The organism is Thermopolyspora flexuosa, assembly GCF_006716785.1.
Classification (GTDB): Bacteria; Actinomycetota; Actinomycetes; order Streptosporangiales; family Streptosporangiaceae; genus Thermopolyspora; species Thermopolyspora flexuosa.
In genome coordinates, this window is record NZ_VFPQ01000001.1 from 2,483,118 (window position 1) to 2,496,612 (window position 13,495).

11 protein-coding genes are annotated in these 13,495 nt (G+C 74.8%); 6 read left to right on the top strand and 5 right to left on the bottom strand.

Features of this window, described 5'->3' with window-relative positions; translation table 11 throughout:
• Positions 1-41: 41 nt before the first annotated feature.
• The 3 genes from FHX40_RS10435 (at position 42) to FHX40_RS10445 (ending at position 3,287) form a co-directional block, all read left to right on the top strand.
• Positions 42-1,055: an ABC transporter permease gene (locus FHX40_RS10435; RefSeq protein WP_142259422.1), complete on the top strand. Its 1,014-nt coding sequence runs from the start codon at positions 42-44 to the stop codon at positions 1,053-1,055.
• Positions 1,052-2,137, top strand: coding sequence for an ABC transporter ATP-binding protein (locus tag FHX40_RS10440; RefSeq protein ID WP_142259423.1), 1,086 nt, complete (start codon positions 1,052-1,054; stop codon positions 2,135-2,137). The genes FHX40_RS10435 and FHX40_RS10440 overlap by 4 nt, the downstream gene beginning before the upstream one ends.
• Before the next feature lie 88 nt (positions 2,138-2,225).
• Positions 2,226-3,287, top strand: coding sequence for an ABC transporter ATP-binding protein (locus tag FHX40_RS10445; RefSeq protein ID WP_142259424.1), 1,062 nt, complete (start codon positions 2,226-2,228; stop codon positions 3,285-3,287).
• A 95-nt stretch (positions 3,288-3,382) separates the two neighbouring features.
• Here the strand turns inward: FHX40_RS10445 and FHX40_RS10450 are convergent, their stop codons facing one another.
• From FHX40_RS10450 to FHX40_RS10460, 3 genes are all read right to left on the bottom strand, one after another.
• The gene (locus tag FHX40_RS10450; protein ID WP_142259425.1) at positions 3,383-4,066 is read right to left on the bottom strand and encodes a response regulator; all 684 of its coding nucleotides are present in this window, start codon (positions 4,064-4,066) and stop codon (positions 3,383-3,385) included.
• Positions 4,063-5,334: a sensor histidine kinase gene (locus FHX40_RS10455; protein ID WP_142259426.1), complete on the bottom strand. Its 1,272-nt coding sequence runs from the start codon at positions 5,332-5,334 to the stop codon at positions 4,063-4,065. Before FHX40_RS10455 ends, FHX40_RS10450 begins: the two co-directional genes overlap by 4 nt.
• 143 nt (positions 5,335-5,477) lie before the next feature.
• Positions 5,478-6,419 (bottom strand): RecB family exonuclease, encoded by a 942-nt coding sequence (locus FHX40_RS10460; RefSeq protein ID WP_142259427.1) that lies wholly within the window; start codon positions 6,417-6,419, stop codon positions 5,478-5,480.
• 178 nt (positions 6,420-6,597) lie between these two features.
• Here FHX40_RS10460 and FHX40_RS10465 point away from each other — a divergent pair, with 178 nt between their 5' ends.
• Both FHX40_RS10465 and FHX40_RS26045 read left to right on the top strand, forming a co-directional pair.
• Entirely contained in the window at positions 6,598-7,689 is a 1,092-nt protein-coding gene (locus FHX40_RS10465; protein WP_142259428.1) for a site-2 protease family protein, read from the top strand.
• 411 nt (positions 7,690-8,100) lie between these two features.
• Complete coding sequence (locus FHX40_RS26045; RefSeq protein WP_142259429.1) at positions 8,101-9,471, top strand: FHA domain-containing protein; 1,371 nt, start codon at positions 8,101-8,103, stop codon at positions 9,469-9,471.
• Positions 9,472-9,526: 55 nt separating this feature from the next.
• Here the strand turns inward: FHX40_RS26045 and FHX40_RS10475 are convergent, their stop codons facing one another.
• Both FHX40_RS10475 and FHX40_RS10480 read right to left on the bottom strand, forming a co-directional pair.
• On the bottom strand, positions 9,527-11,011 hold the full coding sequence (locus tag FHX40_RS10475; RefSeq protein ID WP_142259430.1) for a helix-turn-helix transcriptional regulator: 1,485 nt from the start codon (positions 11,009-11,011) through the stop codon (positions 9,527-9,529).
• A 209-nt stretch (positions 11,012-11,220) separates the two neighbouring features.
• Entirely contained in the window at positions 11,221-12,315 is a 1,095-nt protein-coding gene (locus FHX40_RS10480) for a GNAT family N-acetyltransferase (protein ID WP_229788151.1), read from the bottom strand.
• Positions 12,316-12,485: 170 nt separating this feature from the next.
• Between FHX40_RS10480 and FHX40_RS10485 the strand changes: the two genes are divergently transcribed.
• The gene (locus tag FHX40_RS10485; protein ID WP_142259431.1) at positions 12,486-13,364 is read left to right on the top strand and encodes a tRNA (adenine-N1)-methyltransferase; all 879 of its coding nucleotides are present in this window, start codon (positions 12,486-12,488) and stop codon (positions 13,362-13,364) included.
• The last annotated feature ends 131 nt before the right edge of the window (positions 13,365-13,495 follow it).

Consider the following 13,495-nt stretch of genomic DNA (forward strand, 5'->3'; position numbering starts at 1 on the left):
GGCCGGCCTGAGCGGCCGGCCCCCCGGAGCCGGGGGAAGGTGTGGGCACTTACATCATTCGGCGCCTGATCGGCGCGGTGTTCATGCTCATCGTGGTGAGCATGGTCACGTTCTCGATCTTCTTCGTGGTGCCGCGGCTGGCCGGCGCGACGCCGATGGACATGGCCAACCGCTACGTGGGCAGGGCGGCGACCGGCGAGATCGTCGCGGCCCAGGCGGAGCGGCTCGGATTCAACGACCCGCTGGTCGTGCAGTACGGGCGGTGGATCGCCGGGGTGTTCTTCGGCACCGAGTACGACACCGGCGCGGGCGTGGAGCAGTGCCCCGCCCCCTGCTTCGGCTACTCGTTCATCACCCGGCAGCCGGTCTGGCCGGACCTGATGGACCGGCTCCCGGTCACGGTCTCGCTGGCGGTCGGCGCCGCGGTGCTGTGGCTGATCGGCGGCATCGCCACCGGCGTGGTGTCCGCGCTGAAGCGGGGGAGCCTGTTCGACCGCGCCGCGATGGGCGTGGCGCTCGCCGGCGTCTCCCTGCCGATCTTCTTCACCGGCATCGCCTCGCTCGTGGTCTTCAGCTACGGCCTGGGCATCACCGCGCCCGGCGGCAGCTACACGCCGTTCCTGGAGAACCCGGTCGAGTGGGCCTACAACATGATCCTCCCATGGACGACGCTCGCCTTCCTCTACGCGGCGTCGTACGCGCGGCTCACCCGGGCGGGCATGCTGGAGACGATGAGCGAGGACTACATCCGCACCGCGCGGGCGAAGGGCCTGCCCGAGTCGAAGGTGATCGTCAAGCACGGCCTGCGGGGCGCGCTCACCCCGATCGTCACCATCTTCGGCCTCGACTTCGGCCTGCTGCTCGGCGGCGCCGTGCTCACCGAGAGCACGTTCTCGCTCAACGGCGTGGGCAAGTACGCGGTGAGCGCCATCATGAAGAACGACCTGCCGCAGATCATGGGCGTCACCATGCTCACGGCGTTCTTCGTGGTGATCGCGAACCTGATCGTGGACCTGTTGTACGCGGTGGTCGACCCGAGGGTGAGGCTCTCGTGACCGAGAAGACCAGCAGTCAGGCCGCCCCCACCGGCGGCGGCCAGGGCGGGCCGCCCACCTCGTTCCTCGAGGTGCGGGACCTGCGCATCCACTTCCCGACCGACGACGGCCTGGTGAAGTCGGTCGACGGGCTGTCGTTCAAGCTGGAGCGGGGCAGGACCCTCGGCATCGTCGGCGAGTCCGGTTCCGGCAAGAGCGTCACCAGCCTCGGCATCCTCGGCCTGCACAAGGGCGGCCGCGCGCGGATCTCCGGCGAGATCTGGCTCGACGGCGAGGAGCTGGTGTCCGCGAGCGCCGAGCAGGTACGGCGGCTGCGCGGCAAGAAGATGGCGATGATCTTCCAGGACCCGCTGTCGGCGATGCACCCGTACTACACGGTGGGCGACCAGATCATCGAGGCCTACCGGGTGCACAACGACGTCAGCAAGCAGGTCGCGCGCAAGCACGCCATCGAGATGCTGGCCCGGGTCGGCATCCCGCAGCCGGACCGCCGCGTGGACAGCTACCCGCACGAGTTTTCCGGCGGCATGCGCCAGCGGGCGATGATCGCCATGGCGCTGTGCTGCGACCCCGAGCTGCTCATCGCGGACGAGCCCACCACCGCGCTCGACGTGACCGTGCAGGCCCAGATCCTCGACCTCATGCGGGACCTGCAGCGCGACTTCAACGCCGCGCTGATCATCATCACCCACGACCTCGGCGTCGTCGCCGAGCTCGCCGACGACATCCTGGTGATGTACGCCGGCAGGGCGGTCGAGTACGGCCCGGCCGAGGACATCTTCGAGCGCCCCGAACACCCCTACACCTGGGGCCTGCTCGGCTCGATGCCGCGCCTGGACCGGGAGCCGACCGAGCGGCTCATGCCGATCAAGGGAACCCCGCCCTCGCTGATCAACGTGCCGCGCGGCTGCGCGTTCCACCCGCGGTGCGGGTTCACCGGCCGCACCGGGGGCAGGTGCGACACCGAGGTGCCCGAGCTCGTCGAGACCGCGCCCGGCCACCTGGTGCGGTGCCACATGAGCGCGCAGGACCGGCGCGCCATCTGGGAGAACGAGATCCGTCCGAACCTGGAGTCGGCGTGAGCGGCGAGGCGAGACGAGCGCCACGGGGGCGCGATCGGCACGACGGCCGGTACGGCGGCGCGGGCGCGCGGCGGATGAAGGAGACCTCATGACCGAAGAACGGCCACTGCTGTCCGTCCAGGGCCTGCGCAAGCACTTCCCCATCACCAAGGGCCTGCTCAAGCGGCAGGTCGGGGCGGTCAAGGCGGTCGACGGCGTCACCTTCGAGGTGCGCAAGGGCGAGACGCTCGGCCTGGTGGGGGAGTCGGGCTGCGGCAAGACCACCACGGGCCGGCTCATCACCCGGCTGCTCGAGCCGAGCGACGGGAAGATCATCTTCGACGGCACGGACATCACCCACCTGTCGCAGGGGAAGATGCGCCCGCTGCGCCGCGACATCCAGATGATCTTCCAGGACCCCTACTCGTCGCTCAACCCGCGGCACACCGTGGGCACGATCGTCGGCGCGCCGTTCCGCATCCAGGGCATCAAGACCGAGCAGGGCGTCAAGAAGGCGGTCCAGGAGCTGCTCGAGCTGGTCGGGCTCAACCCCGAGCACTACAACCGCTACCCGCACGAGTTCTCCGGCGGCCAGCGCCAGCGCATCGGCATCGCCCGCACGCTCGCCCTCCGGCCCAAGCTGATCATCGCCGACGAGCCGGTCTCCGCGCTCGACGTGTCGATCCAGGCCCAGGTGATCAACCTGCTGGAGGACCTGCAGCAGGAGCTCGGCCTCACCTACGTGGTGATCGCCCACGACCTGTCGGTGGTGCGGCACATCAGCGACCGGGTCGCGGTCATGTACCTGGGCAAGATCGTGGAGCTCGCCGACCGCAAGGGGCTCTACGAGTCGCCGATGCACCCGTACACCAAGGCGCTGCTGTCGGCGGTGCCCATCCCCGACCCCAAGCGGCGGCTGCACCGCGAGCGCATCCGCCTGCAGGGCGACGTGCCGAGCCCGATCAACCCGCCGCCGGCCTGCCGCTTCCACACCCGCTGCTGGAAGGCGCAGGAGATCTGCCGGACCGTCGAGCCGCCGCTGGAGACGCTCGCGCCCGGCCACCAGGTCGCCTGCCACTTCCCGGAGAACGCCCCGGCGGCCAAGGAGGCGCAGGCCGAGACCGACCGGGACGACGCCAAGGAGAGCGAGACGGCCGTCGGCGCCGGCTGACCCGCCGCGACGCGGCCGCCCGGCCCCGGTGAGGGGGACGCGGGGGCCGTGCGTCCCGGCGCGCGACCGCCTCCGTGGGCCGGGACGCACGCCGGTCAGGACAGCGCGCCCGGGGTGACCAGCCCGGTCTCGTACGCGAGCACCACGGCCTGCACCCGGTCGCGCAGGCCGAGCTTGGTGAGCACGTTGCCGACGTGCGTCTTCACCGTGGTCTCGCTCACCACCAGCTCGGCGGCGATCTCCGCGTTCGACATGCCCCGGGCGATCAGGCGCAGCACCTCCAGCTCGCGCTCGGTGAGCCGCTCCAGGCGCGGCGGGGTGGGCCGCGGCCCGGCCGCGGGCAGCCGGGAGGCGAACCTGTCGAGCAGCCGCCGGGTCACGCTCGGCGCCACGATCGCGTCCCCGGCCGCCACCACCCGGATCGCCTGCACCAGGTCGTCCGGCGGCACGTCCTTGAGCAGGAAGCCGCTCGCCCCGGCGCGCAGCGCCTCGATGATGTACTCGTCGAGGTCGAACGTGGTGAGCACGAGCACCCGCGGGGTGTGCGCGCCCCCGGCCGCGTCGCGCACGATGCGCCGGGTCGCCTCGATGCCGTCCACCCCGGGCATGCGGATGTCCATGAGCACCACGTCGGGCAGCAGCGCCCGCGCCTGCTCGACGGCGGCGGTGCCGTCCCCGGCCTCGCCCACCACGGTCACGTCGGGCTCGGCCTCGAGGATGAGCCGGAACCCGGTGCGCAGCAGCGGCTGGTCGTCGACGAGCAACACCCTGATCGTCATCTCTCTCCCCGCGAGGCCGTCGTGAGGGGGAAGCGGGCACACACCTCGAACCCGCCGCCCCGACGCGGGCCGACCCGCAGTTCCCCACCATAGAGGGAGACGCGCTCGCGGATGCCCACCAGGCCGTGGCCGGTGCGCTCGCCGTCCCCGCCGCCCGCGTGCCGGGCGCCGTCGGCCCGATGCGGCCGGCCGTTCCGCTCCCGCGGCGCCTCCTCCGGATCCGGGCCCCGGCCGTCGTCCTCGACCCGCACGGTGAGCGCGCCCGGCTCGTACCGCAGCGTCACCCACGCCCGCGCCGACGGCCCGGCGTGCCGCAGGGTGTTGGTGAGCGCCTCCTGCACCAGCCGGTAGACCGCGAGATCCATGCCCGGGGGGAGCTTCGGCCCGTCGCCCTCGACCCACAGCTGGGTGCGCAGGCCCGCCTCCCGCATCTGCTCCACCAGGGCGGGCAGATCGCCCACGCCCGGCTGCGGGGCCCGCTCGCCGTCCTCGCCGTCGGTGCGCAGCACCCCGACGATGTTGCGCATCTCCGCCATCGCGGTGCGCCCCATCTCCTCGATCGCCGACAGCGCGTCGGCGGCGAGGCCGGGGTTGGACGCGAGCACCTTGCGCGCCGCCGCGGCCTGCACCGTCATCACGCTGACGTGGTGGGCGACCACGTCGTGCAGCTCGCGGGCGATGCGCTGCCGCTCCTCGGCCCGGGCCGCCCGCCGGTCCGCCTCCCGCGCCCGCTCGAGCCGCTCGGCCCGGTCCTCCAGCTCGGCGAGGTAGGCCCGGCGCAGCCGGCTGCTGCGGCCCGCCATCCACGTCGCGAACAGCAGCACGCCGGCGAGCAGGTGCATCGTCCACGGAATCTCGCCGAACGCCGCGGCCACCACGTACCCGAGCCCGGCCGTGGCGAGCGCGATCAGGCTCTGCGCGAGCCCCCGGTGGGCGGCCACCGCGTGCAGCAGGATGAGCGTGGCGAGCTCGGCCGTCCCCGGGTCCGCGTCGATCGCGGCGAGCGCGACGATCGGCACCTGGCTCAGCACGAGCATCGGGTACGGCCGGTGCCGCCGCAGCGCGATCGGCGCGCAGGCGAGCGCGATCAGCGTCAGGCTCAGCGGGCTGTCCCCGGCCGCGGCGCGGACCGCGCCGTCCCCCTCGGGAAGGGCGGCGGGATCGAAGGCCACCGCCAGGCCGATCGACAGCAACGCCACCACCGCCGCCAGGGCGGCGTCCCACAGCGCGGGGGTGTCCCACAGCCGGCCCGGCCGGCCGTCCGACATGGCACGCACCATCTCAATCTAGGTCGCCCTGCGCCGCGGACGCCCTGCCGGGGGCGGATTCCCGCCTCCTCCTCGAGGAGGAGGCGGGACGCGCCGGCCGGGAGGTCGGGCACGCGCTCCGGGGCCCGTGGCCGCCGGCCCGGTCAGATCTCGTCGGTGGCGGCACGCCGGCTGCGCAGCATCTCGGCGGGCGCGCGGTCGGGCACCGGCGGCGGGGTGCCGCCGAACATCGGGCACAGCGCCTGGTGGTCGCACCAGTCGCACAGCCGGCTGCGCCGCGCGTGCCACTGCTTGGTGCGCACCGCCCGCTCGATCGCCTGCCACAGCGCGTGGATCTTGCGTTCGGTGGCGCGCAGGTCGTCCTCGTCCGGGGAGTACCGCAGCACCTCGCCGTTGCCCAGGTACATCAGCTGCAGCAGCCGGGGCACCGTGCCGCGCAGCCGCCACAGCACCAGGGCGTAGAACTTCATCTGGAACAGCGCCTTCGCCTCGAACTCCGGCCCGGGGGCGCTGCCGGTCTTGTAGTCGACGACCCGGATGTCGCCGTTCGGCGCCACGTCGAGCCGGTCGATGTAGCCGCGCAGCAGCAGCCCGCTGTCGAGCACCGCCTCCACGTACAGCTCCCGCTGGGCCGGCTCCAGGCGCCGCGGGTCCTCCATGTGGAAGTACCGGTCGAGCATGCCCGCGGCCTGCTCCAGCCAGGCCTCGCGCTCGGCGTCGTCGGCGAACAGGTCGGCGTACGCGGGCTCCTCGTCCAGCAGCCGCCGCCACTCCGGCAGCAGCAGCTCGCGGGCCGCGGCGGGGGTGCGCCCGGCGGCGGGCAGGTCGTACAGCCGCTCGAGCACCGCGTGCACCAGGGTGCCGCGCACCGCCGCCGGGGCGGGCCGCTCGGGGAGCTGGTCGATCACCCGGAACCGGTAGAGCAGCGGACAGGTCATGAAGTCGCCCGCTCGGGAGGGGGAGAGCGCACCGATGATCGGCCGGGTCGTGCCGTCCGCGGTGACCACCGTGGGCAGTCCCGCGCCGTCGCCGGTGGCACGCTCCCCGTTCGGGGCGCTCTCGATGTTCGTCGCCTCAGCCGCCATGGGGGCACTCTAGGTCACCGGGCCGACGGTCCGGGGCCGGACGTGGCCACAACCGCGGGTCTGCGCGGGCCCGCCCGGCCGCGTAGCATCGAGGCACGATGACCACGCCAGCACCAGCCGCCGCGAGGGAACGCCGATGAGCAACCAGTCGCCAAAGGAGCGCTCACCCGGGCTACGGATGGGCCGGCCCTTCGGCATCCCGGTGTACGTCTCGCCGACCTGGCTCATCGTCGCCGCGTTCATCACCTACACGTTCCAGCCGATCGTGCTCGCCTACCTGCCCTGGCTGAGCCAGGCCACCGGGTACGCGGTGGCGTTCGTGTTCGCCGTGTTCCTCTACGTGTCGGTGTTCCTGCACGAGCTGGCCCACTGCGTGGTGGCGCTGCGGTTCGGCCTGCCGGTGCGGCGCATCACGCTCTACCTGCTCGGCGGGGTGTCGGAGATCGAGCGGGAGCCGGACAGCCCGGGCAAGGAGTTCCTCGTCGCGTTCGCGGGCCCGCTGCTGTCGCTCGGCCTCGCCGTGGGCGGCTACATCGTCTACCGGTTCGTCTCGCCGTTCACGGTCGTCGGCGTGCTCGTGCAGCAGCTGTGGCTGTCCAACCTGATCGTCGGCATCTTCAACCTGCTGCCGGGCCTGCCGCTCGACGGCGGGCGCATGCTGCGCGCCGGGGTGTGGAAGCTCACCAGGAGCCCCGGCTCCGGCACGGTGGCCGCGGCCTGGGTCGGCCGGGTGCTCGCGGTGGCGCTCGTCGGGGTGCCGCTGGGGATCACCCTCATCACCGGCCAGGACCAGGAGATCACCTTCCTGCTGTGGTCGGTGCTGCTCGCCTCGTTCATCTGGATGGGCGCCTCCCAGTCGCTGCGGGTCGCCCGGGTGCGGGCGCGCATCCCGCTGGTGCGGGCCCGTGAGCTCGCCCGCCCGGCGATCGCGGTCCCGGCCGAGCTGCCGCTCGCCGAGGCGCTGCGCCGCGCCCAGGAGGCCGGGGCGCGGGCGATCGTGGTCGCCGACCACGAGGGGCGGCCGGTCGCGATCGTGAACGAGGCCGCGGTCTCCGCCACCCCCGAGCGGCGCCGCCCGTGGATCAGCACCGCGACGGTGGCGCGCTCGCTCGGGCCCGAGCTCGTGCTCGCCGCCGACCTCGAGGGCGAGCCGCTGATCGACGCGATGCGCCGCAGCCCGGCCGCCGAGTACCTGCTCGTGGAGCGGGGCGGCGAGGTGTACGGCGTGCTGGTCACGGCCGACGTCAACCGGATGTTCACCGGCGTCTGACCGCCGCCCGGCGCGGCGGCGTCCCGGCCCCGCGGCCGGCCCGCCGGGCAGGCGGGGTTCCGGCGCGGCCGGGCGGCCCGCCGAAGGGCGAAGCACCGGTCCGGGCGGCCCGCGCCCGGCGCTTGCCGCGGCGGAGCGGCGCCCGCCGCGCGCGGGCGCACGACCGTGGCGCAGGAAGGACTTGGCCAACCCGTTCCGCCTGATCACACTTGTGCCGGAAGGTCTACTACTGTTTGTCTTGCTGCGGACCATTGCGTTGGAGTTCGTCATCGACCCGGCGTTCCGGCCGTGGCCTTCCGGACGCCGTCCGCTCTCATCCGGAGCGCCGTCCGGGGCGCCGCCCGGCCGGTGGCGGACCGACCGATGCGAGTGCCGTACATCCGGTGGCGCTTCCGGGGAGGGGAGAGTTCTTTGACGAGCCAGGGATACGGGGTGGTACGTCCCCTGCCGGGCGACGGCGTGATCGCCCACACGGGCGGCCTGATGCTCGTCTGCCAGGCCGGGGAGGCCGTCGAGAGCCTGCTCGCGGCGTTGCACGAGACCGCCTCATCCGGCGGTGACGGACTCGCCCTCGCGCGACGGGTCGCCCAGGCGCTCGCCACGACGATGGCGGCCGAGATGCCCTCGTGCGCGGTCGCGGGCCCGTGCTCGGGCGGCGTGGCCGTGCTGGTGAGCGGCGGTGCCGAGGCGAGCGTCGACGGCGGCCCCGACGGCGTGGTGCGGCTGTCCGGCCGTGACGCGCTCACCTGGACCGACCGCCTCGTCCCGGGCCCGGCCACGCGGATCGAGCTGCGGCTGCCCGGGGCCGGGGAACCGATGCCGCACGCCCGCCTCGACGGCGGGGTGGTCGGCGGCGCGGGGCTCGTCTGCGACCTCACCGCCACCGGGCCGCTGCCGCCGCCACCGCGCGCCCTGGGCGTGGGCCCGGCCGCCCTGCCGGCCGCGGCGCCCGAGCCCCTGCCCGCGGCACCGGCACCGTCCTCCTCGCCGCTCGACGCCGCCTCGCAGCCCGCGCCCGCGCCTGCGCCGCCGGCGGTGACGCCCGCCCCGGCGCCGGTGTCCGGCCCGCCGTCCGGGCCGTCGAACGCGCCCGGCCTGCTCTCCGGGCCGATGCCGCAGACCGGCCAGCAGCTCAGTGCGCTGGCGGGCGAGGACAAGCCGTCCGGCGGTGACGACGCCCTCGCGCCGCAGCCGTCGGGCGACGGCGGCTCGGGTTCGACGTTCGAGCCGGCGCCCGCCGCGACCGGGTCCGGCCAGGACTCCTCGGAGCGCGAGGCGACCGAGTACCTGCCCGAGCCCGAGCCCACGCCGATGGTCTACGGCGTCGACTGCAAGAACGACCACTTCAACGACCCGCGCGTGCCGTACTGCGCGGTGTGCGGCGCCGCCCTCGACCAGCGCCAGCTCGTGCCGTACAAGGGCCCGCGGCCGCCGCTCGGCGTGCTGGTGCTCGACGACGGCATGACGCTGCGCCTCGACTCCGACTACCTGCTCGGCCGCGACCCGGAGCGGGCGGCCGAGGTGCTCAACGGGGAGGCGCGCCCCGCCAAGATCACCAGCCCGGACGGGTCGGTCTCCCGCCGTCACCTGCGGGTGAAGCTCGACGGCTGGGACGTGAACCTCATCGACCTCGGCTCGGTGAACGGCACCCAGGTGCAGCCGCCCGGCGACCCGAACTTCTACGACATCCCGCCGAACGAGCCGGTCGCGATCCTGCCCGGCACCACGGTGCGCATCGGCGTCTCCCGCACGATGCGCTACGAGTCGCACCGCACCGCCTGAGCCGCCCCGCGGGACGCCGCCCGGCCGTGGCCCGGCCGGGCGGGGATGGGCGGGCTTACGGGGCCCGGCCGACGCCGGACGGCGGCCGCACGCCCACGTGGACCAGCTCGGTCCGGCCGGCGATGCCGAGCTTGAGGTAGACGGCGCGCAGATGGTTGTCGACCGTGCGCACCGACATGGCGAGCCGGGCCGCGATCTGCTTGCTCGACAGGCCGCCCGCGGCGAGCGCGGCCACCTCGCCCTCCCGGGCGGTGAGCCGGGGCTCGCGCACCCGGGCGAGCGCCGGGGTGCGGGCGCCCTCGCACCGGGCGCCGAGGTACCAGGCCCGGGCGTGGGCGGCCCGCGCCGGGACCTCCCGGCCCGCGGCGACGAGCAGGTCGGCGGCCTGCGCCGCGGCCTCGGCCGAGGGCAGCGGCAGGCCGATGCGCTCCAGCTCGCGGGAGGCCGCCGTCAGGGCGGCCGGGTCGCCCGCGGCCAGGGCGCGGGCGTGCGCGGCCGCGGCCTTCGCCAGGTCGCCCTCGAACGCCACGGCGAGGTCGGCGAGCCGGGTCGCGGCCCGGCGGCAGGGGATCGAGCGCGGCGGCGCCAGCCGTACCACGTCGTGGAGGGCGAGCAGCTCGAAGCCGTGCGCGCCCGCGGCGCGGGCCCGCCCGGCGAGGGCGAGCGCGGCGGCCGCCCCGGCCGCCTGGCCGTCGCGCAGCGCGATCACCCACGGCTCGGCGAGCTCGGCCCAGAACCCGGCGAGGCGCGCCGCCGGGGACGCGCCCCGGCGCGCCGCGGCGAGCGCCTCCTCGGCCTCGGCGCGGTCGCCGCGGAGCGCGGCGAGGTGGGCGAGCTCCCCCGCGGCGACCGCGTGCAGCCAGGTGCCCGCGAGATCGTGCTCGGCCGACCGCGCGAGGCGGGTCGCCGCGGCGACCGCGCCCAGGGTGCGCTCCGCCTGGGCGAGGCACAGCTCGAGCGGCGCCCGGTCCCCGCGGGACGGCGGCGGCTCGCCGTGCACGGCCGCGGCGATCCCCGCCCGGGCCCCTGCGGCGTCGCCCGCGAGCAGCAGCGCGGCGTGCCGGGCGGCCAGCAGCGCCGGCAGCGGCTCGGGGATCACCGGCGGGAGCCCGGGCGGCACCCCCGCGTCCAGGGCCGCGTCGCACAGCGCGGCGGCCTGGCGGCAGCGGCCGAGCTGGGCGATCGCGGTCGCCCTCGCCGCGACCGCGATCGGATGGGCGGGCGCCGCGGGCCGCCCCGGGGCCGCGGCGTCGAGGAGGGCGAGGGCGCGGCGGCACTCGCCGCGCGCCGCGAGGTGGTAGGCCTGCTGGGCGACGAGCGCGGCGAGCAGCCCCGGGTCCCGCACCCGGCGCCGGGCGGCCGCGAACTCCCGGTCGGCCTCGTCGACGCGGCCGAGGCCGAAGTTGAGCGTCGCGATCCGGGTGAGGAGGGCCGGGGCGAGCGCGGGCTCGTCCGGCGGTGCGCCGTCCGCCGGGCCGCCGCGCGTGCCGGGGGCGCGATCGGGCGCCCCGTGCACCGCCCGGTCCAACGCTCTGTCCAACACCGTGAGTGCCTCATCCGGCCGACCGGCCCGCACCAGGTCGCGGGCGAGCGAGGCGGCGGCCCGTGCGCCGAGAGCGGAGGGTGATTGCAGCCGCGATGTCATCACAGGGTGATGATAAGAACGCGGAGAGCTACTGTGAATGCCTTTACGTGGCCGAACTATGACGCCAAATGTCCGTCAAATCGCTAAGACGCCGTCACACACGGTCAGCGGTCCGGTGAGGGGCGCAGCCGTACCCACTGGATGTCGTCGTACCGGGTGCCGTCCGGTCCGGGCAGCCGGGCGCGCAGCACCGCCTCCCGGGTGAATCCGGTCTTCTCCAGCACCCGATGCGAGGCGGCGTTGCCCGTCGCGGTGCCCGCGATGATCCTGGACAGCGGCGTCGCGGTGAAGGCCCAGCCCACGAGCAGCTCCACCGCGCGCGGCGCGAACCCGCGGCCCCGGTACGCGGGGGAGACGCTGTAGCCGAGCATCGCCTCGCCGAGCGGCGGGACGATGTGGGTGAGCTGGATCTGCCCGGCGAAGGCGCCGGTCGCGGCGTCCCGGATGGCGAGGTCGGCGCGCTCCCCGGCGAGCCAGCGGGCACCCGCGTGGCGGCAGCGGTACAGGCTGTCGGAGAACGGCGGCGGCAGCGGCGGCACCGCGTACGCCACCACGTCGGGCAGGCAGGCGAGCGCGTGGTAGTCGCGGGCGTCGGCCGCGGTGAGCGGCGTGAGCCGTACCACGCCGTCGGTGAGCCCGTCCGGCGGAGGCGGCAGGTACGGCCGGACCGGGTCGCCGGAGTCCTGCGGCAGGCGGGCGAACAGCACCGCGTCGGCCCGCTCGCCGCCGGGCCGGGGCGACGCCGCCCGCAGCACCCCCTCGCGGGAGTACCCCGCGGCGAGCGCCAGCCGCTGGGCCGCCAGGTTCTCCACGTCGCACCGCATCTCGGCCCGGGCCAGGCCGTGCCGGAACGCCCAGGCGGTGAGCGCGCGGACCGCGGCCGTCGCCAGGCCGCGCCCCCGCGCCTCGGGCGCGATCAGGCAGCCGATCTCCGCGGCGCCGCACGCGTCGGGCGGCGCGACCGCGACCGCGCCGAGGCACCGGCCGGAGGCGGCGTCGGCCACGGCGAGGGCCGCCCCGCCGCGCTCCCAGATCTCCTTCGCCCGGACCAGGACCTCCCCGGGCGCGCACGGCGGCGGCCCGGCGAGCCGGCGGGCGGTCTCGGCGCCCGCAAGGCAACCGGCGAGGGCGGCGGCGTCGGGCCCGGCGGGCGGGCGGAGCAGGATCGGGCCGGCGGGGACGGATTCGCGGGGAAACACCCCATCACACCTACCAGGTGCCGGGCGGTGGCGCGACCCGGCCACGCGGCCCGTCCGGGCAGGTCACAACCGGCCGCGGCCGGAGCCCGGCGGCGTCGGCGCGGCCGGGCCGTACCGGCCATGATCGGAGGACCGGCTCGGGCACTCGCGGGCGGCAATAAGCTACCCGCATGGGTTTTCGCAGGCACGGGCCGTTCCGGCCGGGAGATCAGGTCCAGCTCACCGACCCCAAGGACAAGCGGCACACGGTGACGCTGCGCGAGGGCGGCGTCTTCCACACGCACAAGGGGTCGATCTCCCACGACGAGCTGATCGGCCGGCCGGAGGGATCTGTGGTGCACTCCTCGAACGGCACCCCCTACATCGCCTTCCGGCCTCTGCTGCCCGACTACACGCTGTCCATGCCGCGCGGCGCGGCGGTGATCTACCCCAAGGACGCGGCCCAGATCATCGCGATGGCCGACATCTTCCCGGGGGCGCGGGTGGTCGAGGCGGGGGCGGGCTCCGGCGCGCTCACCTGCTTCCTGCTGCGGGCGATCGGCGAGAGCGGGCACCTCACCTCCTATGAGCGGCGGGCCGACTTCGCCGAGGTGGCACGCCGGAACGTGGAGCGGTTCCACGGCTCCGACCCGGACGGCCCGGCCGGCCGCTGGCGGCTGGTCGTGGGCGACTTCGTGGAATGCCTCGACGAGACCGAGGTGGACCGGATCATCCTCGACATGCTCGCCCCGTGGGAGTGCGTGGACGCGGCCGCGAAAGCGCTCGTGCCTGGCGGCGTTATCTGCTGCTATGTGGCGACCACAACGCAACTGTCCAGAACCGTGGAGACGTTGCGGGAACACGGGAGTTTTACCGAGCCACACGCGTGGGAGACCCTGGTGCGCGATTGGCATGTCGAAGGGCTCGCCGTACGACCGGACCACCGGATGGTCGGACACACCGGGTTTCTCGTCACCGCCCGTCGCATGGCGGACGGCGTGGTGCCCCCGCCGAGGCGCAGACGCCCTGCCAAGGGCGCGTACGGAGAGGACTACTCCAACGACTCCTAGAACCGGCTGTTATGACGATTCGGCCACAAACAAGCCTCGATACGCAAACATGGGAACAGATGGATGGGCTCCCATGCTGGCCGCGATAAGCGGACCGTCGAGGATGAATTGCCGGAAACGGGATGTGACAG

Excerpts from the sequence above, each read along its gene's own strand:
- FHX40_RS10455 (WP_142259426.1), bottom strand. The coding sequence starts at position 5,334 with ATGTCGGACGGCCGGCCGGGCCGGCTGTGGGACACCCCCGCGCTGTGG.
- FHX40_RS10450 (WP_142259425.1), bottom strand. The coding sequence starts at position 4,066 with ATGACGATCAGGGTGTTGCTCGTCGACGACCAGCCGCTGCTGCGCACC.
- FHX40_RS10445 (WP_142259424.1), top strand. The coding sequence starts at position 2,226 with ATGACCGAAGAACGGCCACTGCTGTCCGTCCAGGGCCTGCGCAAGCAC.
- FHX40_RS10460 (WP_142259427.1), bottom strand. The coding sequence starts at position 6,419 with ATGGCGGCTGAGGCGACGAACATCGAGAGCGCCCCGAACGGGGAGCGT.
- FHX40_RS10485 (WP_142259431.1), top strand. The coding sequence starts at position 12,486 with ATGGGTTTTCGCAGGCACGGGCCGTTCCGGCCGGGAGATCAGGTCCAG.
- FHX40_RS10465 (WP_142259428.1), top strand. The coding sequence starts at position 6,598 with ATGGGCCGGCCCTTCGGCATCCCGGTGTACGTCTCGCCGACCTGGCTC.